This window comes from Kitasatospora sp. NPDC059817 (assembly GCF_042731835.1).
Lineage (GTDB): Bacteria > Actinomycetota > Actinomycetes > Streptomycetales > Streptomycetaceae > Kitasatospora.
In genome coordinates this window covers 1-24,223 of the sequence record NZ_JBHWIR010000051.1, presented here as the reverse complement: position 1 = coordinate 24,223, position 24,223 = coordinate 1, and the positions used below count along the sequence as shown (strand labels likewise).

At 73.7% G+C, this 24,223-nt stretch carries 19 protein-coding genes; 11 read left to right on the top strand and 8 right to left on the bottom strand.

From position 1 onward, the window contains the following. Nucleotides 1-138 precede the first annotated feature (138 nt). Nucleotides 139-1,671, top strand: a complete 1,533-nt coding sequence (locus ACFV61_RS13695) for a glycosyltransferase family 39 protein (RefSeq protein ID WP_380491750.1) — start codon at nucleotides 139-141, stop codon at nucleotides 1,669-1,671. A 168-nt stretch (nucleotides 1,672-1,839) separates the two neighbouring features. Here ACFV61_RS13695 and ACFV61_RS13690 read toward each other — a convergent pair whose 3' ends face one another. After that, entirely contained in the window at nucleotides 1,840-4,056 is a 2,217-nt protein-coding gene (locus tag ACFV61_RS13690; RefSeq protein ID WP_380491748.1) for a hypothetical protein, read from the bottom strand. 298 nt (nucleotides 4,057-4,354) lie between these two features. On the opposite strand from ACFV61_RS13690, the gene ACFV61_RS13685 reads away from it, so the two are divergent. From ACFV61_RS13685 to ACFV61_RS13675, 3 genes are all read left to right on the top strand, one after another. Continuing rightward, nucleotides 4,355-5,098, top strand: coding sequence for a GPP34 family phosphoprotein (locus tag ACFV61_RS13685; RefSeq protein WP_063348095.1), 744 nt, complete (start codon nucleotides 4,355-4,357; stop codon nucleotides 5,096-5,098). Nucleotides 5,099-5,718: 620 nt separating this feature from the next. Then, entirely contained in the window at nucleotides 5,719-6,579 is an 861-nt protein-coding gene (locus tag ACFV61_RS13680) for a helix-turn-helix transcriptional regulator (protein WP_063348096.1), read from the top strand. After that, complete coding sequence (locus tag ACFV61_RS13675; protein ID WP_380491746.1) at nucleotides 6,579-6,788, top strand: DUF397 domain-containing protein; 210 nt, start codon at nucleotides 6,579-6,581, stop codon at nucleotides 6,786-6,788. Before ACFV61_RS13680 ends, ACFV61_RS13675 begins: the two co-directional genes overlap by 1 nt. A 197-nt stretch (nucleotides 6,789-6,985) precedes the next feature. Here the strand turns inward: ACFV61_RS13675 and ACFV61_RS13670 are convergent, their stop codons facing one another. Together ACFV61_RS13670 and ACFV61_RS13665 are read right to left on the bottom strand one after the other, a co-directional pair. Further along, nucleotides 6,986-8,101, bottom strand: a complete 1,116-nt coding sequence (locus tag ACFV61_RS13670) for an ADP-ribosylglycohydrolase family protein (protein ID WP_363371605.1) — start codon at nucleotides 8,099-8,101, stop codon at nucleotides 6,986-6,988. 219 nt (nucleotides 8,102-8,320) lie between these two features. Beyond that, nucleotides 8,321-10,927, bottom strand: a complete 2,607-nt coding sequence (locus ACFV61_RS13665) for a bifunctional FO biosynthesis protein CofGH (protein WP_380491744.1) — start codon at nucleotides 10,925-10,927, stop codon at nucleotides 8,321-8,323. Between the two features lie 182 nt (nucleotides 10,928-11,109). On the opposite strand from ACFV61_RS13665, the gene ACFV61_RS13660 reads away from it, so the two are divergent. The 3 genes from ACFV61_RS13660 to ACFV61_RS13650 are packed head-to-tail and all read left to right on the top strand — an operon-like array spanning nucleotide 11,110 to nucleotide 14,434. Then, nucleotides 11,110-12,414, top strand: a complete 1,305-nt coding sequence (locus ACFV61_RS13660) for an outer membrane lipoprotein carrier protein LolA (protein ID WP_380491743.1) — start codon at nucleotides 11,110-11,112, stop codon at nucleotides 12,412-12,414. Between the two features lie 3 nt (nucleotides 12,415-12,417). Beyond that, nucleotides 12,418-13,542: an ABC transporter ATP-binding protein gene (locus ACFV61_RS13655; RefSeq protein WP_380491740.1), complete on the top strand. Its 1,125-nt coding sequence runs from the start codon at nucleotides 12,418-12,420 to the stop codon at nucleotides 13,540-13,542. Continuing rightward, nucleotides 13,529-14,434: an ABC transporter permease gene (locus tag ACFV61_RS13650; RefSeq protein WP_380491738.1), complete on the top strand. Its 906-nt coding sequence runs from the start codon at nucleotides 13,529-13,531 to the stop codon at nucleotides 14,432-14,434. The genes ACFV61_RS13655 and ACFV61_RS13650 overlap by 14 nt, the downstream gene beginning before the upstream one ends. A gap of 64 nt (nucleotides 14,435-14,498) precedes the next feature. On the opposite strand, the gene rarD is transcribed toward ACFV61_RS13650, so the two are convergent. Then, on the bottom strand, nucleotides 14,499-15,467 hold the full coding sequence (gene rarD / locus ACFV61_RS13645) for an EamA family transporter RarD (protein ID WP_063348102.1): 969 nt from the start codon (nucleotides 15,465-15,467) through the stop codon (nucleotides 14,499-14,501). Nucleotides 15,468-15,604: 137 nt separating this feature from the next. Next, a complete protein-coding gene (locus ACFV61_RS13640; RefSeq protein ID WP_380491736.1) occupies nucleotides 15,605-16,453 on the bottom strand; it encodes an SDR family oxidoreductase in 849 nt (282 codons plus the stop codon). Between the two features lie 205 nt (nucleotides 16,454-16,658). On the opposite strand from ACFV61_RS13640, the gene ACFV61_RS13635 reads away from it, so the two are divergent. Continuing rightward, nucleotides 16,659-17,000 carry a helix-turn-helix domain-containing protein gene (locus ACFV61_RS13635; protein ID WP_063351188.1) on the top strand — a complete coding sequence of 114 codons (342 nt, stop codon included), beginning with the start codon at nucleotides 16,659-16,661 and terminating at the stop codon, nucleotides 16,998-17,000. On the opposite strand, the gene ACFV61_RS13630 is transcribed toward ACFV61_RS13635, so the two are convergent. Beyond that, complete coding sequence (locus ACFV61_RS13630; RefSeq protein WP_380491734.1) at nucleotides 16,987-17,754, bottom strand: TetR/AcrR family transcriptional regulator; 768 nt, start codon at nucleotides 17,752-17,754, stop codon at nucleotides 16,987-16,989. The genes ACFV61_RS13635 and ACFV61_RS13630 overlap by 14 nt on opposite strands. A gap of 81 nt (nucleotides 17,755-17,835) precedes the next feature. Beyond that, complete coding sequence (locus ACFV61_RS13625) at nucleotides 17,836-18,831, bottom strand: Lrp/AsnC family transcriptional regulator (protein ID WP_380491732.1); 996 nt, start codon at nucleotides 18,829-18,831, stop codon at nucleotides 17,836-17,838. A gap of 263 nt (nucleotides 18,832-19,094) precedes the next feature. Between ACFV61_RS13625 and ACFV61_RS13620 the strand changes: the two genes are divergently transcribed. Further along, a complete protein-coding gene (locus ACFV61_RS13620) occupies nucleotides 19,095-20,660 on the top strand; it encodes an MFS transporter (RefSeq protein ID WP_380491770.1) in 1,566 nt (521 codons plus the stop codon). Nucleotides 20,661-20,785: 125 nt separating this feature from the next. Continuing rightward, nucleotides 20,786-21,073, top strand: a complete 288-nt coding sequence (locus tag ACFV61_RS13615; protein ID WP_380491729.1) for a DUF6011 domain-containing protein — start codon at nucleotides 20,786-20,788, stop codon at nucleotides 21,071-21,073. Nucleotides 21,074-21,122: 49 nt separating this feature from the next. On the opposite strand, the gene ACFV61_RS13610 is transcribed toward ACFV61_RS13615, so the two are convergent. Then, complete coding sequence (locus ACFV61_RS13610) at nucleotides 21,123-23,036, bottom strand: hypothetical protein (protein WP_063348108.1); 1,914 nt, start codon at nucleotides 23,034-23,036, stop codon at nucleotides 21,123-21,125. 343 nt (nucleotides 23,037-23,379) lie between these two features. Here ACFV61_RS13610 and ACFV61_RS13605 point away from each other — a divergent pair, with 343 nt between their 5' ends. Then, nucleotides 23,380-24,114 (top strand): chitinase, encoded by a 735-nt coding sequence (locus ACFV61_RS13605; protein ID WP_380424945.1) that lies wholly within the window; start codon nucleotides 23,380-23,382, stop codon nucleotides 24,112-24,114. The last annotated feature ends 109 nt before the right edge of the window (nucleotides 24,115-24,223 follow it).

Below are 24,223 nucleotides of genomic sequence, written 5' to 3'. Positions count from 1 at the left end.
CAGCCTACCGGATCGGGGGTGGGGTGGGTGTGGCGGTTGGGGGTGCGGGTGCCGACGAGGGGTCAGGGCGGGTCAAGTAGCCTGCCGGAAAAGTGTTCGACCGCCTTGCCACGCCGTGCGAAGGAGACGAAGGACCCGATGAGACCTGCTGGGCACCCGGTGGTGCGACTGCTGGGGCAGGTGTGGGTGTGGCCCGCGGTGGTGATGCTGGCGGTGGGCGGGTACCGGCTGGGGACGCCGGAGCTGTGGCGGGACGAGATGGCGACCTGGACGGTGGCCACCCGGTCGTTGGGCGACCTGCTCCGGCTGCTCCAGCACGTGGACGCCAGCAACGGGGCGTACTACCTGCTGATGCACGGCTGGACGGCGGTGTTCGGCGACTCCGTGGTGGCGCTGCGAATACCCTCCGTGCTGGCGATGGCGGGGGCGGCCGCGTTCGTGGCGCTGACCGCCGAGCGGCTGTTCGGCAACCGGGTGGCGGCGGTCGGCGCGGGGCTGCTGTTCGCGGTGCCGCCGGAGGTGTCGCGGTACGCGCAGGAGGCGCGCGCGTACGCGCTGGTGACCTTCGCGATCGCGGCGGCCACCTGGTTCCTGGTGCGGGCGCTGGAGCGGCCGACGTGGCGGCGTTGGGCGCCGTACTGCGCGGCGATGGCGGTGGCCGGCGCCGGGCACCTGATCTCGTTCAGCACGGTGGCCGGGCAGGCCGCGCTGGTGCTGCTGCACCTGTGGCGCACGCGCGGGGCGGCGGAGCGGCGGCTGCTGTGGCAGTACCCGGTGGCGGTGGGGGTGGCGGCGGTGCCGGTGCTGCCGGTGGTGCTGCTGGGCAGCCGGCAGTCGGACCGGCAGCTGGGCTGGATCGAGAAGCCGAACCTCGGGGGCCTGGTGCACTTCGGCCAGCACCTTTTCGGCTCGCACACGGTGTTCTACGCCTTCGTCCTGCTGGCGCTGCCGGTGCTGCTGCTGCCGGGCCGGCGGGTGCAGGCCGGGCAGGCGCTGCTGCTCGCGGGGCTGCCGGTGGCGGGCGTGTGGGTGGTGTCGCAGGGCGGCACCTCGTACTTCATCGAGCGGTACCTGCTGTTCACGGTGCCCGCGTGGGCGGTGCTGGCCGGGGGCGGGGTCGGCGCGGTGTACGGCGTCGCGGCGGCCTGGGCGAAACGTTTCCGTGCTCCGGGACCGGCCAGGGCGGCGGTGGGACTGCTGGCGCTGGGACTGCTCGCCGTCCCGGCCGTGGCCGCCCTGCCGAAGCAGCCCGCAGTGCGCTACGTGGGCTCGCACAACGGGTCGGAGGAGCCGTTCCGGGCGGCGGCCGGGGTGATCGCCGCGGGCTACCGGTCCGGGGACGGGATGGCGGCCCCGCTGGGCAACCAGGCCTGGGCGATGGTGTGGCCGGGCGTCAGCTACTACCTGCCGTCGGACGTCCACCCGTACCCGGTGTTCGTCGCGCAGAGCGCCGACGACGCGGAGGAGCTGTCGCCGACGCCGTGCCCGCAGCCGGAGGCCTGCCTGGGGCAGGCGGCGCGGATCTGGCTGCTGGTCCTCGGGGACACCGAGGACCCGCTGACCACCATGCCGGAGGACCAGGCGCAGGCTCTCCGCACGCAGTACGGGGCGCCCGACCAGGTCACGCCGCTCGGCGGGTTCACGGTCGCGCTGCTCGACCGCGACAACTGACGAGCGGGACCCGGAGCGCGCGGCGGCTGACGAGCACCCACCCGGAGCGCGCGGCGACTGACGGGACGGCCCTGGAACACGCGACGGCTGACGAGCATCACCCGGAACACACGGGAACACGACGGAGGGGGAGCCGGGCGAACCGGCTCCCCCTCCGTCGTCGCGGTCTCAGAGCGTGCGCATCAGCCGGGACTGGATGGACGGCGGGTTCAGGTCGGACTGGAGGGCCACCGGGACCTCCGTCTTGTCGTCGCCCGCGCCCACCCGCAGCAGGCCGACCTCCTGGCCGGCCTTCGCGGTGTGGCCGAGCTTGGCCGCGTCCAGGGTGACCGTGCCGGTGATGCCCGGGAAGCCGGCCACCACGAGGTCCTTGGTCGCGACGACCTGGACCTTGCCGCCGAGGCCGTCGTCCACGGTGCCGACGACGTCGCCCTTCTTCACCACGGTCTGGCCCGTCAGGCCGCCCTGCGCGGCCTGGATCTGCTTGCCGCTGACCTTGAGCACGGTCGGCAGGATGCCGTCGCCGGGGTTGGGCGAGGTGGCCTGCTGGCCCAGGGTGACGCCGATGATCAGCCGCTTCACACCGCCGATCTCCTTGTAGGCGGCCCACATCAGGCAGCCGCCGGCCGGGGTGCTGGAGCCGGTCTTGACGCCGATGACCCCGGTCTTCGGGTTGATCAGGTTGTTGGTGTTGGAGATCTTCACGTTGTTGAGGCTGGTCTCCGGGGTGGAGACGATCTGCCGGAAGATCTCGTCCTGCATGACCTGCTCGGCCAGCTTCAGCTGGTCCTTGGCGGTGGACTTGGTGTCCGCGAGGAAGCCCGCCGGGTCGGCGTAGGTGGTGTTGGTCATGCCGAACTTGGCCGACGTCTCGTTCATCAGCTTGACGAACGCTTCCTCGGAGCCGGAGTGGAAGCGGGCGAGCAACCGGGCCACGTTGTTGGCCGAGGGCAGCATCAGCAGTTCCAGCGCCTGGTACTCGGTGAGCACCTGGCCCTCGGTGAGGGTGACCCGGGACTCGTCGACGTTGCCGGACTCCTGCGCGGCCTGCTTGTCCACGGTGATCTTCGGGCCGCTCTCCCCCTTCTTCAGCGGGAACTTCTGCAGGATCAGGTAGGCGTTCATCACCTTGGTGACGCTGGCGATCGCGGACGGCGTCTCCTGCCCGGAGCTGCCGAGGCTGCCGACGCCGACCACCTCGGCGGCGGACTGGCCCTTGGCCGGCCAGGCGAGGTCGAGCGGGTCGCCGGCGAAGCTGAAGCTGCCCGCGGCGGACATCCGCACCTTGGCGTCCGGCAGCGGGCGCAGCAGCTGGGCCACCACCGCCGCACCGAGCACCACGGCGAGGAAGGCCGTCCAGATGGTGATCCGCTTGAGCGCGCGGCGCAGCGGCGAGACCGGGCGCGCGTTGAGGGTCGCCAGGACCTCCATCGCCTCGGCGGTGTTCTCCGGCGCGGGCGGCGGCTCCGGGAGGGGCAGCGGCTCGGGCTTCGGCAGCGGCGGGACGGGCGGCACCGGCCGCGGGTCGGGGGTGGGCAGCGGCTCGGGGGCCGGGGTGGGGCCGGGCACGGGGGCGGGGGCCGGCTTAGGCAGCGGCTCCGGACCGGGCTGCGGCTCGGGTTCGGGGAGGGGCTTGGGCGCCGGGTGCGGCTCGGGCACCGGCTCCGGGAGCGGGGAGGGCTCGGGCACCGGGGTCGGTGCCGGGGGCTCCGGCACGGTGCCGGACGCGGAGGCGGAGGCCATGGCGGCGCGCGGAAGCCTGGGGTCCTCCGGCGCCTCGGGCTTGGCCGGCTCGGCTGCCGCCTCGTCGGGTTCGTCGCTCTCGGGCGCGGCGGGCGTGGCGGCCTCGGCGGGCGCGGCGGCCTCGGGCGTGTCGCCCTCGGAGGCGGCCTTCTCGCCGGCCTCCCCCGCCCCCTTCTCCGCGTCCTTCTCCGCACTCCCCGCCACGGCTCCCACGCCCGCCGCAGCCGTCCGCATCGTGAGACGCGGGTCGGTTCCGGTCGGCCGCCCGGCCGCCTTCTCCTCGCCGTCGGCGGCCGTCGCGGCCTCCGCCTCCTCGGCCTCACCCTCGGAACTTCCGCCATCGGCGGGCTTGGTCAGCTCCTCGGGCAGCCGCAGCGCGGTGGTCGCACTGTCCACCGGCAGCCGCAGCATCGTGGTCTTGCTGTCCACATCCCGGACACGGAGCTGTACGGTCGAGCCGCGCTTGGCCCCCGCCGCCGGCGCGTCGCCGGGGCCGGTCCCGGCCTCCCGGGTGCCGTTCGGGTTGCCGTCCGGAGCACCGTCCGGGTCCGGGCCCGCGCCGGCGGCCGTCCCGGTCCGCTCGCGTTCGCGCTCCTGCGCCCGCTCGCCGTCCCTCAGCACCCTGTCGGGGGACTCGCCCACGTATCCCAGCCTCCTCAACGCCCGGCGGGGCACCGGCAGACCCGATTTCGGGAAGCCGACGCCCCGCCCCGTGTACCTGTACAGTCTCCGCCACCGCCGGCCGATCCGGCTGCGCACACCCCGCCCGACCGGCGCTTATTGCCGTCGCACGGGCGTACTGCGGTCTGTTCACCGGTCAGACGCCGGGCCCGCCGCCCCCGGTTCCCCGCCTCCACCGCAAGGTCACGATTCGGAGGCGTACTCGACAAGCCCGTGTGAGAGGCGTCACCCTGTCTCTCATCCACGCGGGGAGGCTTGGATGGGCAAGAGCCGCAGAACTGTTCCCGAGGAACTCTTGCTGCTCGCTTTGGACCCGACCACGGGTACCACGGCGCAGCCGCAGACCCTCGACCTCGGACTCGCCGGGGCCCAGCTCGTCGAGCTGTCCCTGGCCGGACGGATCGTACCGGAGGGAGACCGGATCGCTGTCGTGCTCGCACGGCCGACCGGCGACCCGACCTTGGACCACGCACTGGAACTGCTGCGCCGACGCGGCAGTCCGGTCCGCGCGGCGCACTGGATCGGCGGGCCCCGGCTGGGGCTGCGGCAGACCTACCTGGCGCACCTGGAGCGCTGCGGCATGGTCACGGCCGTGCCGGGCCAGGTGTGCGGGGTGCTGCCGACGACCCGTTACCAGGCGTCGGACGACTGCACCAACGCCGCGATCAAACAGCGGCTGGACACCGCCATCCGCACCGGCGTGCCGCCGGACCCGCGGACGGCCGCACTGGCGGCCCTGGCCCATTCCGTGGGCCTGGGCAAGCACCTGTATCCGGGCAACGAGGGCCGGTCCTCGCGGTCGCGGCTGCGCGACCTGATCCGGTACGACCCGCTGGGCGGGATGGTCGCGCACGCCGTGATGGACGTGCAGAACGGCCTGCCGGCGCAGCAGAACCGTTCTTCCCAGGGTTCCGGGGCCGGGACCGGCGCCGGGCGTTCCGGCGCCCGCGCGGCCGGCCGGGGCTCCGGTCGGGTCGCCGCCTCACGGGTCGGCGTCCGCTGACCGGGACCGCCCGGGCGCGCGGGACGCCGCACCGATCGCCGTACGGCCTGCGCGGCGCGTGCGGCCCGCACCGCCCGTACGGCCCGTGACAGCGGGCACGACGGGGCACGACGGCACGACGGGGCACCACGGGCCCGGCGGCACCCCCGACGGCGCGCGCCGCCCCGTTCACGCCGCCCGACGGCGCTGAGCAACGGCGCTGAAGGACCCGACGCACCACCGAAGCAGCACCCGCACCACCAGGAGCACGGAGGGGCGGTCGCCCCGCGACGGAAGTCGCCCGGCGCCCGCCCCTCTGCCGTCCCCGAAGGCCCTCCGAGGCCCGTCCGGGGAGCCCGGCGGTCCTGCCTTCGCACGTGCCACTGGCACCTGCGCCGCCGGGGAGCACATCCTTAGCCCGTACCGGTTCGAGCCGCTGAGCCGCATTACCACTCGAAGGCCCTCGCCGTCTCACAGAAGTGCTTTTCCGACGATCTGTTCTACTGCGCTGCTGTGATTCCCTGACGCCGACGTGGCCCAAGGTGACATGCTGCTCCAAGTCAGGGGGGTTGGTCCCAATGTCCGAAGTGTTCCGAGGGCTGCCGATCCAACGATCACCAGAGGTCCGGCCGGAGGTCGATGTGTCGACGAGCATCAATCCCACCGTGCGCCGTCGGCGCCTGGGCTCGGAGCTGCGAAAACTCCGCGAGGGCCTCGGGATGACGGCGGAGGAGGTGGCGGGCCGGCTGATGGTCTCCCAGTCGAAGATCAGCCGACTGGAGAACGGCCGCCGCAGCATCAGCCAGCGCGACGTGCGCGACCTCTGCGACGTCTATCTCGTGAACGACGAGCAGATGCGCGCCAGCCTCATGGAGATGGCCAAGGAGTCACGCCAGCGCGGCTGGTGGCACGACTTCAACGACATGCCGACCCCGTACAGCGTCTACATCGGGCTGGAGGCCGAGGCCTCCTCGATCCGCGCGTACGAATCCTCCTTCGTCCCGGGCCTGTTGCAGACCGAGCAGTACGCGCAGGCCGTCGTGGAGGGCACCCAGCCGGACACCGACGCGCTCGCCGTGCAGCGCCGGGTGCAGGTCCGGATGAAGCGCCAGGACCGCATCCGGGGCGAGAACCAGCTCGGCAGCCTGTGGACCGTCATAGACGAGGCGGTGCTGCGCCGCGAGGTCGGCAGTCGCGAGGTGATGGCCGAGCAGCTCAAGCACATGATGGAGCTGAGCCAGCACCCGAACATCACCATCCAGGTGATCCCGTTCTCGGCCGGCGCCCACCCCGGTATGACCGGGACATTCTCCCTGCTGGAGTTCCCCGAGTCAGCCGATTCCACGGTTGTCTACTTCGAAGGGGTGACGAGCGATCTCTACCTGGAGAAGGAGGCGGACGTGCGCCGCTATACCGGTCTGTACGACTACCTGCGTGCGGCGGCACTCGGCGTGGCGGAGAGCCGGACACTGATAGCTGAGATTGAAGAGGGATACCACTGATGAGCACCACCTCCGAGCACGGAACCCGCTGGCGGAAGAGCAGCCACAGCGGCGGCAACGGAGCCTGCGTGGAGATCGCCACGCCGGCCACGGGGGCGGTGGCGGTACGGGACTCCAAGGACCCTCAGGGGCCTCAGCTGTGCTTCTCCGCCGAGGCCTGGACCGCGTTCGCGAGTGCTGCGGCCACCGGGGTGTTCGGCCGCCACTGACCTTGCGGCGGCCGCCGACCCGGCCCCGCGCCCCCGGTGCGAATCCGAGCTCGGACCAGTTGCCCGTAGCAGTGGCCTTCGCCCTCGCCGGCGGCCGACACTACGGGCAACTGTCGTTCCCGCCCGAACTGCCTTCCCGCCGAGCCTTTCCGCCCGAACCGCCTTGCCGCCCGAACTTCGCTTCCCGCCCGGACCGTTCAGCGCACCACCGGGTACCGCTCGGACCAGGTCAGCCCCTCCGGGGTGCGCGGATCGTGCAGTTCGGTGCCGTGCATCAGCTCCAGCACGAAGTCGTCGGCGAGTTCGAGGATGGCGCCCCGCCCCTCCAGCCCGGCCACCAGCCCCGACGGCAGCGCGGTGTCACCGTGCAGCACCCCGAGCAGGCTCCCGCAGACCGCGCCGGTGGAGTCGCTGTCCCCGGAGTGGTTGACGGCGAGCAGCAGGCCCGAGCGCACGTCGTGCGCGACCAGCGCGCAGTAGACCCCGATCGCCAGCGCCTCCTCGGCGACCCAGCCCTCCCCCAGCGCCTCCACCCGGTCGGCGGACGGCTCACCGGCCCGGACCGCGTCCAGCGCGGCCCGCAGCGCGGCGGTGGTCTCCTCGTGCGCCTGCCGCTCGGAGAGCAGCGCCAGGGCGAGGTGGACGCCCTCCTCCAGGGTGCCGCCGCGGGCCACGCTCTGGACGATCACCGCGAGCGCGCCCGCCGCGAGGTAGCCGGTGGGGTGGCCGTGGGTGAGCACCGCGCACTCCACCGCGAGTTGGAAGACCAGGCCCGGCTCCCAGCTGGTGAGCAGGCCGAACGGCGCCGCCCGCACGACCGTGCCGCAGGCCTTGGAGTGCGGGTTCTTGGGCCGCTCCACGGTGCCGAGGTACTCGGCGTCGGCCCCGGTCAGGGCGGACAGGCAGCCCTGACCGGGGGCGCGCTGGGCGTACAGCCACTCCTCGCGGCCGAGCCAGCCGAGGTCGGGGCGGCGCTCGTCGGGGCCCCAGTCGCGCTGGGTGGCGGCCCAGCGCAGGTAGGCCAGGTGCAGGTCGGTGGGCGGGTGCCAGCTGCCGGTGTCGCGCCGGATGTGGGCGCGGATCAGGCCGTCGACGGTGAACAGGGTGAGCTGGGTGTCGTCGGTGACGGCGCCGGTGCGCCCGTACGCGGGGACGTAGCCGGTGACGCCCTGCGGGCCGTGCTGGGCCCGGATCTTCTCCAGCTGCTCGAACTCGACGCCGGCGCCGAGCGCGTCGCCGATGGCACCGCCGAGCAGACAGCCCCGCACCCGGCTGCGGAAGTCCTGCTGCTGGGCGCGTGACCACAGTGGCATCACGACGGGGCGCCTTTCCTCGGGGCAGGGGGCTGCGCAACGCACGGCCGCGGCGCGCGCCCTGGCACTGTATTCGAAGACCCGAGCGAATCAAGGGCGTCCCTCGTGCTCCGGTTTCCCGGCCCCGGCCGCCGTACGGGCGGCAGCGGGGCCGGGGGAACCGGCAGGCCGAGGCCTGGGAACCGGGAGGCCGGGGGAACCGGCAGGCCGGTGGCGGGATCAGTCCAGGACCGGCAGCAGCTCCGGCAGGTGCCCGTCCGAGGCCAGCGCCGCGGCCCGGCGCTCGGCCGACACCTCGCCGTAGGTGGTGGTGCGCTGGCGGTGCGGGCGGCCCGCCGCCTCGGCGATCGCCTGGAGGTCGCGCACCGACTTGTAACTCCCGTACGCCGAGCCGGCCATCCGCGAGATGGTCTCCTCCATCAGCGTGCCGCCCAGGTCGTTGGCGCCCGAGCGGAGCATCTCGGCGGCGCCCTCCGCGCCCAGCTTGACCCAGCTGGTCTGGATGTTGGGGATGTGCGGGTGCAGCAGCAGCCGGGCCATCGCGATCACCGCGCGGTTGTCCCGGGCGGTCGGGCCGGGCCGGGCGATGCCGGCCAGGTAGACCGGCGCGTTGGTGTGGATGAACGGCAGGGTCACGAACTCGGTGAAGCCGCCGGTGCCGTTGGCCTCCAGGGAGCGCTGCTGGATCTCGGCGAGCAGCCGCAGGTGCCCGAGCCAGTGCTTCGGGGTGTCCACGTGCCCGTACATCATGGTGGACGAGGAGCGGATGCCCAGTTCGTGCGCGGTGGTGACCACTTCGACCCAGGTGGCGGCCGGCAGCTTGCCCTTGGTGAGCACCCAGCGGACCTCGTCGTCCAGGATCTCGGCCGCCGTGCCCGGGATGCTGTCCAGGCCGTTCTCCTTGGCCCGCTGGAGCCAGTCGCGGATGGACAGCCCGGTGCGGGTCGCGCCGTTGACCACCTCCATCGGCGAGAAGGCGTGCACGTGGATGCCGGGCACCCGCTCCTTCACCGCGCGGGCGATGTCGAAGTAGGCGGTGCCGGGCAGGTCCGGGTGGATGCCGCCCTGCATGCAGACCTCGGTGGCGCCGACCTCCCAGGCCTGCGCGGCCCGGTCGGCGACCTGCTCCAGCGACAGGGTGTAGGCGTCGGCGTCGGTGCGGCGCTGGGCGAACGCGCAGAAGCGGCAGCCGGTGTAGCAGACGTTGGTGAAGTTGATGTTCCGGGTGACGCAGTAGGTGACGTCCTCCCCGACGGTGTCCCGGCGGACGTCGTCGGCGATCCGGCAGAGCGCGTCCAGGGCCGGGCCGTCCGCGTGGAACAGCGCCAGCGCCTGGTCGTCGGTGAGCCGCGTCGGGTCGTCGGCGGCCACCGCCAGCGCCTCGCGCAGGTCGCCGACCAGCCGCTCGGGCGCGCCCTCGGCGAGCACCTGCTCGCGCAGCACCTCCCAGTCGCCGTAGACGTCCTCGAAGTCGGCCCGGCGGTCGCCGGTGCGGCCGTCGGTGTCGATGGTGGCGTGCAGGTCGGTCCGCCCGTACGAGACGGGCAGATCCTCGGGCTCCTGCCAGGGCAGGCCGCGGACCACCGCGTCCGGGTTCGCCAGCCCGGTCTCCGGGTCGGCGAGGGCGCGCACGTGCGGCAGCACCCGCGGGTCCAGCCAGGGCTCGCCGCGCCGCACGTACTCGGGGTAGACGGCGAGGCGCTCGCGCAGTTCGAAGCCGGCGGCCGCGGAGCGCTCGGCGAGCCGCTCGATCTGCGGCCACGGGCGTTCGGGGTTGACGTGGTCGGGGGTGAGCGGCGAGACGCCGCCCCAGTCGTCGACGCCGGCCGCGATCAGCCGCTCGTACTCGCCGTCCACCAGGTTCGGCGGCGCCTGCAGGCAGGCCGCCGGGCCCATCACGTGCCGGGCCACCGCCACGGTGGCGACCAGCTCGTCCAGTTCGGCGTCGGGCATGCCGCGCATCGCCGTGTCCGGCTTGGCGCGGAAGTTCTGCAGGATCAGCTCCTGGACGCCGTGGTAGGCCCGGGAGACCTTGCGCAGCGCGAACAGCGACTCCGCGCGCTCCTGGTACGTCTCGCCGATGCCGATCAGCAGGCCGCTGGTGAACGGGACGGAGCTGCGCCCGGCGTCCTCCAGCACCCGCAGCCGGACGGCCGGTTCCTTGTCCGGCGAGCCGAAGTGCGGGCCGCCGGGCTCGCTCCACAGCCGGGTGGCGGTGGTCTCCAGCATCATGCCCATGGAGGCGGAGACGGGCTTGAGCCGCTGGAAGTCCGTCCAGCCGAGCACCCCGGGGTTGAGGTGCGGGAGCAGGCCGGTCTCCTCCAGGATGCGGATCGACATCGCCCGCACGTAGGCGATGGTGTCGTCGTACCCGTGCGCGTCGAGCCACTCGCGGGCCTCGGGCCAGCGGTCCTCGGGCTTGTCGCCGAGGGTGATCAGGGCTTCCTTGCAGCCGAGTTCGGCGCCGCGCCGGGCGATGTCCAGCACCTCGTCGGGGGACATGAACATCCCGTGGCCGGCCCGGCGCAGCTTGCCGGGGACGGTGACGAAGGTGCAGTAGTGGCACTTGTCGCGGCAGAGCCGGGTGAGCGGGATGAAGACGCTCTTGGAGTAGGTGATGACGCCGGGCCGCCCGGCCGCCGCCAGCCCCGCGTCGCGGACCCGGGCGGCGCTCGCACACAGGTCGTTCAGGTCCTCGCCTCTGGCCTGGAGCAGCACCGCGGTCTCGGTGACGTCCAGGGCGACGCCGTCCCGGGCGCGGCGCAGGGCGCGCCGCATCGCGTTAGCGGTCGGGGGGTTGCTTGCGTCCATGGCAGTTCCGTCCATGGCGCGACCCTACGCCAGGTCTCGTACGTTCGGAGTAGCCAACCCTGAGGGCGTCTCAGGGTCGATGTACCCGTGAGGTTTACCCCGAACTGGACCCGCAGGGCGATGACGGGGGCGGGGTGCGGGCCTCTAATGGAAGGGCACAGCCAATCGCTCGTGTTCGTAGAGGAGTTGAGGACGCCATGACCAATGACACGGCGGCGGGGGACAACGTGGACGGCGGTGTGCCGTACCGCTCACGGCGGCGCATGCTGGTGCGGGCCGGGGTGCCGCTGACGGTGGCCGCGGTGATCGCCGCCGGGGTCGGGCTGGTGCCCGCGCTGGCGGCCGACGCCCCGCCCGACCTTCCCTCGCTGACGCCGGAGCAGCTGGTGGCCAAGGTGCTCGGCTCCGACGCGCAGGCCCTCTCCGGCACGGTGTCCGTCTCCACCGACCTCGGCCTGCCCAGCCAGCTGCTGGGCGCCGCGGCCGGCGGGCTCGGCGCGGCGGCCGGGCGCGGCGGCGGCCAGGGCTCCTCCTCGGCCGACCCGCAGGCCAAGCTGCTCGGCCTGCTCGGCGGCGACCAGACGCTGCGGGTCGCGGTGGACGGCCCGGACCGCCAGCGGGTCGACCTGCTGGAGGACATGGCCGGCTACACCGTCGTCCACAACGGCGACCAGGCCTGGGCCTGGGACAGTTCGACCAACACCGCCGTGCGCCTGACCGGCCAGGCGGCCGCCCAGCACCCCGACACCGCCGGCAAGCACGCCGGGGCGCCGCTGACCGGGGTGCCGACGACCCCGCAGGAGGCCGCCCGGCAGTTCCTGACCGCGAGCGCGGACACCACGTCGGTCACCGTGGCCGGCACCGCCAACGTGGCCGGGCAGAAGGCGTACCAGCTGAGCGTCAAGCCCGCGCAGTCCGGTTCGACCGTCGCCGAGGTCCGGATCGCGGTCGCCGCCGACAACGGGGTGCCGCTCTCGGTGGTGGTCAAGGGCGTCGACGGTTCCACCGTGCTGGACGTCCACTTCACCGACGTGTCCTTCGCCAAGCCGGCCGCCAAGACCTTCGACTTCACCGTGCCCAAGGGTGCCAAGGTGACGGAGCACAAGGCCGACGAGGGCGCCAAGGGTGAGGTGCCGCAGGGTTTCGCGCCCAAGGGTTCCGCGCCGCAGGGTTCCGCGCCCGGGGGCAAGGCCGGTCGGGACGCCTCGGGCCAGGACCACGGCGGCGTGAACGTGATCGGCGAGGGCTGGACGACCGTGGTCTCGGCGCAGCTGCCCGGCGGCGCCGTCGACGTGCCGCAGGACGGCGGCAAGGGCGGCAAGCACGGCGGCCGGGGCGCGGCCCTGAACCCGCAGGCGCTGGTGAAGTCGCTCGGCAAGCCGGTCGGCGGCGGCACGCTGATCAGCACCAAGGTGGTGAACGTCCTGGTCACCGACGACGGCCGGGTGTTCGCCGGCGCGGTGACCCTGCCGGTGCTCCAGCACGCCGCCGGGGTGAACTGACGGATGACGAAGGCTCCCGTAACGGGGGACGTTACGGAGTCGGCCGAGGGTCCGGGCGCCGAGCAGCGCCCGGGCCCCGCGCCTTCCACCTCCTCCTCCCCCGACTCCCCTGACTCCCCCGGCCCCCTCTCCTCCCCCGGTTCCTCCGGCTCCTCCGGCTCCTCCCGGCCCGACGACGTGATCAGGACCCGCGGCCTGACCAAGCGCTTCCGGGGCGGCCAGCTCGCCGTGGACGGCCTGGACCTGAGCGTGCCGCGCGGCTCCGTCTTCGGCTTCCTCGGCCCGAACGGCTCCGGCAAGACCACCACCATCCGGATGCTGATGGGCCTGATCGCCCCCACCTCCGGCGTGGCCACCGTCCTCGGCGAGCCGATGCCGCAGTCCGTCGCCTCCGTGCTGCCCCGGGTGGGCGCGCTGATCGAGGGCCCGGCGCTGTACGGCTTCCTCTCCGGGCGGGACAACCTGGTGCGGTTCGACGCCGCCGACCCGACCGCCGACCCGCGGACCCGGCGCCTGCGCGTCGAGACGGCGTTGGAACGGGTAGGGCTGAGCGCCGCGGCGGCCAAGAAGGCCCGCGCGTACTCGCTGGGCATGAAGCAGCGGCTCGGCCTGGCGTCGGCGCTGCTCCAGCCGCGCGAGCTGCTGGTGCTGGACGAGCCCACCAACGGGCTGGACCCGCAGGGCATGCGCGAGATCCGGGCGCTGGTACGGGAGGTCGCGGCGGAGGGGACCACGGTGTTCCTCTCCTCGCACCTGCTGGACGAGATCGAGCAGGTCTGCACGCACGCGGCGGTGATGTCCCGGGGCCGGCTGGTGGTGCAGGGCACCGTCGCCGAACTGGCCGCCCGCGCGCAGGGCCGGCTGGTGGTCCGCACACCGGACGTGGCGCACGCCGTGGAGGTGCTGGCGGCCCACCGGGTCGGCTCCCTGCTGCCCGGCAACGGGCGGGTGGACGGCGATCTCGCCGCGCTCGGCTCGCTCGGCTCCCCGGTCGAGGAGGCGCTGCCGAAGCTGTGCGCGGCGCTGGTCGAGGCCGGGGTGCGGGTGCACGGGTTCGGGCTGGAGCGGGGCACGTTGGAGGACGCCTTCGTGGCGCTGACCGGGGAGGGCTTCGATGTCGCAGGCTGAGCTGTCGCGGGCTGAGATGTCACAGGCCGGGGCGCTGCCGGTCCGGGCCGGGCGAAGGCCGCAGACGGCGGCCGGGTTCCTGGCGCTGTTCCGCAACGAACTGCACCTGACCTTCCGCCGGATGCGCACCAAGGTGCTGCTGGGGATCCTGGCGGTGCTGCCGATCCTGATCGGCGTGGTCGTCAAGCTCAACACGGGCAGCCCGCACGAGGGCGGCGGCGGGGTGAACTTCATCGCGCAGACCACCCAGAACGGCCTGTTCCTGGTCTTCACCGCCCTCGCGGTCGCGCTGCCGGTGTTCCTGCCGATGACGGTCGGCGTGGTCGCCGGGGACTCGGTCGCCGGCGAGGCGGCCACCGGGACGCTGCGCTACCTGCTGGTCGCCCCGGCCGGGCGCACCCGGCTGCTGGCCGCCAAGTTCACCGCCGGGCTGGTGTTCTGCCTGGCCGCGACCGTGGCGGTCGCGGCGGCAGCGCTGGCCACCGGCGCCGCGCTGTTCCCGCTCGGCGAGGTGACGCTGATCTCCGGCGACACCATCGGCTTCGGCGACGCGCTGCTGCGGGCGGTGCTCGTGGCCGGGGTGGTGGCGGCCTCGCTGGCGGGGCTGGTGGCGATCGGGCTGTTCGTCTCCACGCTCACCGGCAGCGGTATCGCGGCGATGGCCGCGACCGTCGGGCTGGTGGTCACCGTGCAGATCCTGGACGCCTTCCCGCAGTTGGACGCCGTGAGGCCGTTCCTGTTCACCCATTACTGGCTCAGCTTCGCGGACCTCCTGCGCCAGCCGATGTACTGGGACGGCGTGTGGAAGGACCTCGGCCTCCAGGCCGCCTACGTCGCCGTGTTCGGCGCGGCGGCCTGGTCCCGCTTCACCAGCCGGGACATCAGCGTCTGACCGCCGCGTCGGCGGGGGGCGGATCAGAAGGGGCGGATCGGCGGGGGCGGATCAGCGGGGCGGATCAGCGCCTGACGGCCGCCTTCGCGGGGGCGGGTTGCGGCACGGCCGCGGCCCGCCCCGCGCGGTCGGCCCGCACCTGGCGCAGCGCGTCCCAGGTGAGCACCGCGAGCGCCAGCCAGACCAGGCCGAAGCCGGCCCAGCGGGCGGGCGGCATCGACTCGTGGAACACCGCCACGCCGATCAGGAACTGGAACACCGGCGCCAGGTATTGCAGCAGCCCGAGCACGGTCAGCGGCACCCGCACGGCCGCCGCGCCGAAGAACAGCAGCGGGATCGCGGTGATCACCCCGCTGAGCAGCAGCAGCCCAGAGTGCCCCCAGCCGTACGAGCCGGCCACCGTGTGGCCGAAGGTGCCGCGCCCGCTGACCTCCAGGTAGACCAGGTAGCCGAGCGCGAACGGGAACATGAAGGCGCTCTCCGCCGCCAGGCTCTCCAGCCCGCTCAATCCGACCTTCTTCTTCAGCAGCCCGTACGTGGCGAAGGAGAGCGCCAGGGTGAGCGCGATCCACGGCAGCCGCCCGTACGCGACGCTGAGCACCGCGACGGCGGCCGCGCCGACGCCGACCGCCGCCCACTGCGCCGTCCGCAGCCGCTCCTTGAGCACCAGGACGCCGAAGCCGATGGTGACCAGCGGGTTGATGAAGTAGCCGAGGCTGGTCTCGACGACGTGCCCGGCGTTGACGCCCCAGATGTAGACGCCCCAGTTGATCGAGATCACCGTGGCCGCGCCGGCCAGCATGGCGAGCCGGCGGGGCTGGCGCAGCAGCGGGCGTATCCAGCTCCAGTGCCGCTGGGCGATCAGCAGCAGCACCACGGCGACCAGGGACCAGACCATCCGGTTGGCCAGGATGTCGTCGGCGGCGCCGGGCTCCAGCAGTGGCCAGAACAGGGGGAAGAGGCCCCAGATGCCGTAGGCCGCGACGCCGTACCAGAGGCCTCGGCCGCTGTCCTGCTGGGTTGTCTGTGGCATGGCCGCCTGCCCTCCGCGCGCGTGTGTCGAGGTGACGGTAGCTGGCGGAGGGGCAGGCTGTCATCTCCGTTTCCGCATTTTGGTCATGACATCGCTGACCTCGGGAAACGCGGGGCTCATCGCCGGCCCGGAGCGCCTCAGGCCTGGAGCGCGGTGCGGACCGACTCGGCCAGCGGGACGGTCGGGCGGCCGATCAGCCGGGCCAGGTCGCCCGGGGTGCCGGCCAGCTCGCCGCGGGCGATGCCCGCGTCCACGTCCACCAGCACCTCGGCGAAGCCCTCCGGCAGGCCCGCGCCGACCAGCGCCGCGAGGTGCTCCGCCGGCGCCACGTCCTGGTGCGCGACCGGCTGCCCGGAGACCAGCGCCAGCTCGGCCGCCAGCTCCGCCAGGCTCCACGCGGCGTCGCCGCTCAGCTCGTACACCCGGCCCTCGTGGCCCTCGCCGAGGAGGACGGCGACCGCCGCGTCCGCGTAGTCCTTGCGCGGGGCGGTGGCCACCCGACCGTCCCCGGCGCTGCCGAGCACCACGCCGCGCGCGACCGTGCCGGCCGCGTCGCCCAGGTAGTTCTCGGTGTACCAGCCGTTGCGCAGCAGGACGGACGGCAGGCCGGATGCGCGGATCAGCTCCTCCGTCGCCTTGTGCTCGTCGGCCAGCCGGAAGGTCGCCGCGCCCGGCGCGCTCGTGTAGGCGAACAGCGCGACGCCGGCCGCACGGGCCGCGTCGACCACCGCGCGGTGCTGCGGGATCCGGCGGCCGACCTCGCTGCCCGAGATCAGCAGCACCCGGTCGCCGGCCGCGAAGGCGCCGGCCAGGGACGCCGGGTCGTCGTAGTCGACCACGCGGACGGCCACCCCGCGCGCGGCCAGGTCGGCCGCCTTCTCGGCGGAGCGGACGGCGACCGCCACCTCGCTCGCGGGGACGGCGGCCAGCAGGCCCTCGACGACGAGACGGCCGAGCTGGCCGGTGGCACCGGTGACGACGTACATGGGGATGCTCCTCGGGTGGGTTTGTGCCTCGATGGGGTTCCTGCCTCGAAACTCACCCTAGGGACTGCACTAACCTTTCGAAAGTACGCACTTCAAAGTACGGTACTGACATGAAGGTAATGGCAGGACAGTCATGAAGACCCTGGAGGAAGGCCGCCCGGCCGTCCCGGTGCGCGAGCTGCCGCCGGCCGACGTGTTCGACCGCATGTGCCCGTCCCGGGGCGTGCTGGAGCACGTCACCAGCCGCTGGGGCGTCCTCGTGCTCGGCGCGCTGCGCGAGCGCGGCTACCGCTTCAGCGAACTGCGCCGCCGGGTCTCCGGCGTCAGCGAGAAGATGCTCGCGCAGACCCTGCAGACGCTGGAACGCGACGGCTTCGTGCACCGCGAGGCCCACCCGGTGATCCCGCCCCGGGTCGACTACAGCCTCACCCCGCTCGGCCGGGAGGCCGCCGAACTGGTCGCCGCCCTCGCGCACTGGTCCGAGCAGCGGGTCCCCGCCGTCGAGGCCGCCCGCGCGGAGTACGACGCCCGGCCTAGCGCTCGCTGATCAGGGCCGCCAGCCCGTCCAGCACGCGGGCCAGGCCGAAGGCGTACGCGTGGTCCGGGTCGTACGCGCCGCCGTGCGCCTCGCCGGCGGCGGCGCCCACCCGGGCCGCGACCGGGTAGCGCTCGGCGTCGAAGACCTTGGCGAGCAGCTCGGCGTTGGCGGCCCACCACTGCACGTCGGTCATCGCGCTGTCCTGCCGGGCGGCGCGCTCGTCGGCGACCATCCGGGCGCAGGTCTGGACGAAGCCCAGCAGGTGGGTGAGCGCCGCGTCCAGTTCGACGTCGGGCAGGCCGGTGCCCTCGAAGGCGCGCAGCTCGTACTCGTACTTGGCCATCAGGCCCGGGCCGAGCGGCGGGCGGCTGGTGGAGACCGCCGAGACCCACGGGTGGGCTCGGTGCAGCGCCCGGTTGTCGTCGGCGACGGCGGTGACCCTGGCCCGCCAGCCGTCGTCGGCGGGGGCGCTGCGCGGCGTCGTCGCGTAGACGGTGTCCAGCATCAGGTCGAGCAGTTCGGCCTTGCCGGGGACGTAGGTGTACAGCGCCATCGGGGACAGCCCCAGCTCCTGCGCCACCCGGCGCATGGTGACGGCGTCCACGCCCTCGGCGTCGGCCAGGGCGATGGCCACGGCGGCGATCTCGCCGGTCGACCGGGCCTGCCGCGGGCCGCGCCGGCCGGGCTTCTCCTCGGCGGTCAGCCCCCAGAGCAGGGCGAGGGTGCGCGCCGGATCTCCTGCGCTGCTGCGGTCCGTGGCCATGGAGGGATCTTTTCACGGCCCCGCCGACAGCTCGACGGCCCGAGGCCGGTCGCTCGGCGGTCCGGCGGCCCGGTGCCGGCGTCATACGAGCGCCGGGTGGATCAGCCGCCCGTGGTGGACGAGCGAGGCGGACTGCTTGAGCCGGCTCACCCGGACGCTGATCTCGTAGCCGCGGATGCCCTCGACGTGGGCCAGGCGGCCGGTGAGGTAACGGTAGAAGTCGGGGGTGTCCCGGCAGGCGACCACGGCCATCAGGTTGTGGCGTCCGCTGATCGCGGCGACGAACGCGCACTCGTGGTGGCCGCCGACCTCCTCGCCGACCTGGTGCAGCCGCGGTAGGTCGACCTGCAGCCACAGGGTGGCGTTGAGCCGGTAGCCGAGGCGCTCGGCCAGGGTGTCGACGTCGTACGTGAGCGAGCCGGCTGCCTCCAGTGCCTCCAGGCGACGGGCGACCCGGGGCTTGGACCAGCCGGTGACCTCGGCCAGGTGGGTATGGGTGGCCCGGCCGTCCTCGGCGAGCGCGCGCAGCAGCGGCAGGTCCAGTTCGCCCAGGGGCGTCGACGAGGCCACTGCCGGGGTGGGGTGGCCGGAGGTCAGCCGCCGCACCTGTTCGGGGGTGAGCGAGGCGTCGGGGTCGGTCCAGGGCGCGGTTCCGGGACCGCCGTAGATACGCACGACCAGGTCGACGTTCACGTCCAGGACGGCGCCCGCTCGCGGCAGCTGGCGCAGCAGCAGGTCGTCTTGGTCGGTTCCGGCGGGGGACCGGATGATGCAGATGATCTCCGAGCCGCCGGAGGCGATGCCGACGTACGCCACCTCGGACCGGCGGGCCAGTGACTGGGCCAGTGGTGCCACCGCATCAGGTCGGCAGCGCAGCCGGGCGATCCACTCCGCCTGGCCGTCGGCGTTCAGGTTGCCCAGTCCGACGACGCGCAGCAGGCCGTCCCGCCGCAGGGCGGCGTAGCGGCGCGCCACAGTCTGTTCGGACACGCCGATGACCTCCCCGAGCCGCCGGAACGAGACCCGGGGCGCGCACTGCAAACCGTGGATGATTTTGCGGTCCAGATCATCAGCCATGGAGGAATGGTCCCATCGCCAGACGCCCAGATGGAGGTTCCGGGACGCTTGGTGGGATCGACTGCGGGTTTCGGGCGCTTCGGGGAGAAGCTGATCGGCGGCTCCACGGGCGGCCGCCGTCGGCCGTCGCCCCCGGGAGCGGGCGCACGCTCCCGGCGGCGCTCCGAGAATGCGGGGCCTCCCCCCGCAGCAGCCGAAGGAACGACCCCGTGAACTCCACAACGACGCCGGACCTCAGGTCCGGACGGGCCGCCACGCTCGTCATGGCCTGCCTGGGTGTCTTCGTCGCCTACCTGCCCGTCACCACCGTGTCGGTGAGCCTGCCGGCGATCCAGCGCGCGCTGGGCGCGTCGACCTCCGAACTGTCCTGGGTGTCGGACGCGTTCGTGCTGCCGATGGCCGCGCTGATCCTGACCACCGGCGTCTGGGGCGATGTCCACGGCCGCAAGAAGGTCTTCCAGACCGGCATGGTCTTCTGTGCGCTGGGCGCCGCGATCTCGCTGCTGTCCAGCTCGGTGCAGGCACTGTGGGTCGGGCAGGCGGTCTCCGGCATCGGCGCCGCCGCTCTGCTGCCCACCACACTCACGCTGATCAGCCATGCCGTGCCCGACCACCGCGAGCGGGGCAAGTTCATCGGCTTCTGGGCGATGAGCCTGACGGCCCCGCTCGCCGTCGGCCCGCTGATCGGCGGCGCCCTGCTGGAGCACACCACCTGGCGCTGGATCTTCCTGCTGCCGATACCGCTCTCCGTGGCCCTGCTGGCCGTCGCCGCGTTCCGGCTGCCCGACTCGCGCGCCCCGCACGGCCGCCGGCTCGACTGGCCCGGCCAGATCACCGCCGCCGTCGCCGTCACCGCACTGGTCTACGGCGTCATCGAGGGCGGCGCGGACGGCTTCGACGAACCCGCTGTGATCACCGCGCTGACGCTCGGCGCGGTCGCCGCCGGAGCCTTCGTCCTGGTGGAACTCCGCAGTGCCGGCCCGATGCTGGACCTGGCGCTGTTCCGCAGCCCCGCGTTCACCGCCACCACCCTGGTGGCCGTGGTCAGCTTCCTCGGCCTGATCGGCTTCTTCTTCGTGCTCAGCCTGTACTTCGGCCTGGTCCAGCACCTGAGCACCATGCAGGCGGCACTGCGGATGGTGCTGGTGTCCGGCACCTCGCTGGTGGCCGGCCTCCCTGTCGGACGGCTGATGCACCGGATCCCGCCGAGGGTGCTGATCACCTCCGGGCTGGTGCTGATCGCCGCCGCGATGTTCGCCATGACCGGCGTCGACGCCCACACCTCCTACGCGGCGCTGACCTGGCGGCTGGTACTGCTCGGACTCGGCATGGGCGCGGTGCTCACCCCGATGACCGCCTCCGCGGTCTCCGCCGTTCCCTTCCACCTGGCCGGGATGGCCGCGGCCGGCAACAACGCGATCCGCCAGGTCGGCGCCGCGCTCGGCCCCGCCGTCCTCGGCGCGCTGCTCACCACCCGTGCCCTGAACGCCCTGCCCGAACAGCTCGCGAACGCCGGCGTCCCGGCCCAGACCGGCGCGCGTGTCCTGGACGCCGCCCGCGAACACGGCCTGGGCGCCGTCGCCGGACTCGACCTCGGCCCCGCCACGGGACAGGCCCTGACCGCGCTGAGCAACTCCTTCCTGGACGGCATGCGGCTGTGCCTGCTGGTCTCCGCCGGCCTCGCCCTGCTGGCCGCGCTGGCCTGCGCCCTGCTGCTGAAGAGCCCGTCGAGCGCGGCACCGAGGGCGGCGGGTCCGGGACGGCCGGTGCCGGAAGCGGAGCAGGCCGCGGTCCCGGTTGCGGTCCCGGTTGCGGCGCAGCCGGCCTGAGGACCCGCCCGGCGATCTTTCCGCGAACCCCGGCGGAGCCCCCAGCCGGTGCGCCGGCCGACCATGATCAATCTCGGCGCCGACCGCTGTACCGATGTTCCCCGAGGCCGGGCTACCGTCTCCCCATGACCAGCGTCCCGACCAGCAACGGCCCGAGTGGCGGCGGCTCGACCGGTGGCGGCCCGACCGGTGGCGGCCCGACCGGTGGCAGCCCGAGCGGTGGCGGCCCGGACCCGATCCCGGGCACCGACACCCCCGAGACCATCCGCCCCCGCGTCACCTGCCGCCGCTGCCATCGCCCGTTGCACGACCCGGAGTCGCGGATCCTGCGGCTCGGCCCGGAGTGCCGCGATCCGGCGGAGCGGGTCACGCGCTTCGACGTCGACCAGGATCCGCTGCCGGGCATCGGGTGACAGGCACCGGGTGACGGGCGTCGCTCGCCGGCCTCTGGTGTAGCGCCCGTCAGGCGCGCCGGAAGAGGCGGCGCAGGAGGCCGGGGCGGGGTTCCGGCTGCTCCTCGATCTGCTTGGCTTCCTGGGCTTCTCGCGCGGCCCCGGCTTCCCTGGCTTCCTGGGCCTCGGCCCGCTCGATCATCCGCCGGGCCAGGTCGAGGTCGGCCCGGGGCAGCCAGGGCGCGGTGAGCGCCAGCGCGGCGAGCGAGCGCAGGACGGTCACCACGCGGGTGCGGCGGGCCCGGGCGCTGTAGTGCAGCCGCTGCCGGAGCCGGTCGGCGATGTCGGCGCGGGTCTCGGGGTGCGTCCAGCCGATCGCGACGAGGGCGAAGCCGGCCGCCTCGACCACCCAGTCCTCGGGTCCGAGCAGCAGGTCGACCAGCACGCGGCGGCGCTCGGAGTCCTCCCACGGCTGGTCGGTGCGGTGGTGGGCGATACCGAGGCAGGCGAAGACCTGGACGGCCCGCACCCACAGTTCGGGCTGGTGGGCGAGCAGGGCCCGGCCGAGGTCGTCCTCCCGGGGCATCGGCGGGTGGACGAGCGCGCCGAGCAGGTCGTCGAGGGGCAGCCCGGCCAGCCGGACGGCGTGGTCGTAGGCGGCGGGGACGGTCGCCCAGACGATCTCGGCGGTGGCCCGGACGAGTTCGGCGCTGTCCGGCGCGGGCGGGGCGACGGCCGGGCGCGGGTCGGTGCCGTCCCAGGCCCAGATCCGGGTGGCCGGTTCGGCCAGCGGCAGCCGGGGGTCGGGCTCGGCGACGGACTGGTAGGCGACGGTGGAGCGCGGCAGGGCGAGGCGGACGGCCAGCAGGGAGCTGGGCGGTTCCACGGCGGAGGCGCTGCACTCGATCTCGCTGTCGCGGGTGGTGCCGGGGGCGGCGAGCACCTGGTGCAGCACGTTGACGGTCGCCTCGGTGGCGCCGGAGACCATGCCGAGCCAGGGTTCCCGGTGGCTGAGGCGTTCCAGCAGGTCCTGGGCGTACTCGTGGTCGGGGTGGGCGCGGTGGTGGTCGGCCAGGGCGAGCAGGTGGGCGGGGTCGCCGTCGGCGGCGTGCCGCAGGCCGTACCGGGCGGGGGCCGCCTTGGGGTGGTCGGGTTCGGTGGCGAGCACGCGGTCCAGCCAGGGCAGGCCGTCGGCGGGGCGGCCGAGGGCGCCGTACAACTCGGCGACGTCGACGGCGAGGTAGCTGCTGGAGTTGTCCCGCTCCGGTTCGACCCGGGCCAGTTCGGCCTCCCAGACGGCGAGCGCCCGTTCCGGCCGGCCGTGCGCGCGCAGGGCGTTGCCGAGCATCACGGACGGCAGGTAGCCGGGGGCCAGCAGGTGGGCCAGTTCGGCGAGTTCGACGGCGCGGTCGGTGGCGCCGAGGCGGCGGGTGAGGCCGGAGGCCATCGCGAGCAGCAGCGCGTGGTCGCCGTGGCGGGCCACCACGGACTGGACGAAGTCCTCGAACGGCTGGACGGCTTCGGCGAGTTCGGGGGGCAGCGGGTCGGGCAGTCCGCCGCTGGCCCGGGCCACCGCCTGGGCGACGGCGTCCGGGTCGACGAGGGCGGGCAGGTCCTCGCGGGCGAGCCAGGCGGCGTGCGCCCAGGGTCTCGCGGGCTCGTACTGGATCGCGGAGGCGAGCAGGCCGACGGCGGTGTCCCAGTCCCCGGCGGCGGCCTCGACGTGGGCCCGGCAGGCGACGGTGCCCAGGTAGACCTGGCCGTCCAGCGGGAACAGGTCGCGGGCGGCGGCCGGGCCTCCGGCGGCGGCGCACAACTCGGCCAGCGCCTCGTGCAGTTCGGGCAGCTGGGGGTCGGCGAGGATCGCGTCGGCCAGGTGGTCGGCGGCGTGCGGGAGGTCCCCGGAGTCGATCGCCAACCGGGCCACCGCCACCTCGCCCTCCGCCGCCAGCCGCTCGTCACCCTCGTCGTCGGCGTGCCCCATGTGGTCGTCCCCCCGCTCGCGGTGTCTGCCATGTGCGCGGACGAGGCTATCCCGCGTATCTGATGACCGGATGATCAATCTGTCGGTGTGTCGGACGAGCTGGAATTGGCCTGAATCGCGCTCACCTTCTGGGCCGGATACACCCCGAACGAGTGGTTTGGGTGCTGGTCGGCGCCTTTTCCCGGAATCGGCGCACCACGATGATCCCCGGCGCTTCGCTCCCGAAGCACCCGCCGGAGCACCCCTCGGAGCATCCCGAAGCGCCACCGAAGCGCCACCGAAGCACCCCCGCAGCACCCCCGCAGCACCCCCGCAGCACCCCCACCCCGACGACAAGCGAGAAGTGACAATGAAGCTCTCCCGCACTCTGTCCATGGCCGCCTCGGCCGCCGTCCTGAGCACCGTCGCCCTGGGCACCACCGCGCTCACCGGGCACGCCACGCCAGCGGCCGCCGCCTCGTTCGTGGTCAGCGAGGCCCAGTTCAACCAGATGTTCCCGAGCCGGAACTCCTTCTACACCTACCGCGGCCTGACCGACGCCCTCAGTGCCTACCCCGGGTTCACCACCACCGGCAACGACGCCACCCGCAAGCGCGAGGCCGCGGCGTTCCTCGCCAACGTCAGCCACGAGACCGGCGGCCTGAAGTACGTCGTCGAGCAGAACACCGCCAACTACAGCCACTACTGCGACGCCTCGCAGCCCTACGGCTGTCCGGCCGGCAAGAGCGCCTACTACGGGCGCGGCCCGCTCCAGATCAGCTGGAACTTCAACTACAAGGCGGCGGGCGACGCCCTGCACATCGACCTGCTGCACGACCCGTACCAGGTCGAGAAGAACCCGGCCGTCTCCTGGAAGACCGGCCTCTGGTTCTGGAACTCCCAGAAGGGCGCCGGGACGATGACCGCGCACGACGCCATCGTCAACGGCAAGGGCTTCGGCGAGACCATCCGCAGCATCAACGGCGACCTGGAGTGCAACGGCAAGAACCCGGACGAGCGCAACGACCGCATCAACCTCTACAAGAAGTTCGTCGGCGTCCTCGGCACCGACGTCGGCGGCGGCAACATCTCCTGCTGACCGGCAACGGTTCGCGGGGGGAGGGGGCCCGTCCCCCCGACCCCCCCCCCGGGGGGCCGGGGGGCGGGGGCGCGCCACCCCGCCACGCCCCCGCGCGCCACCCCAGCAG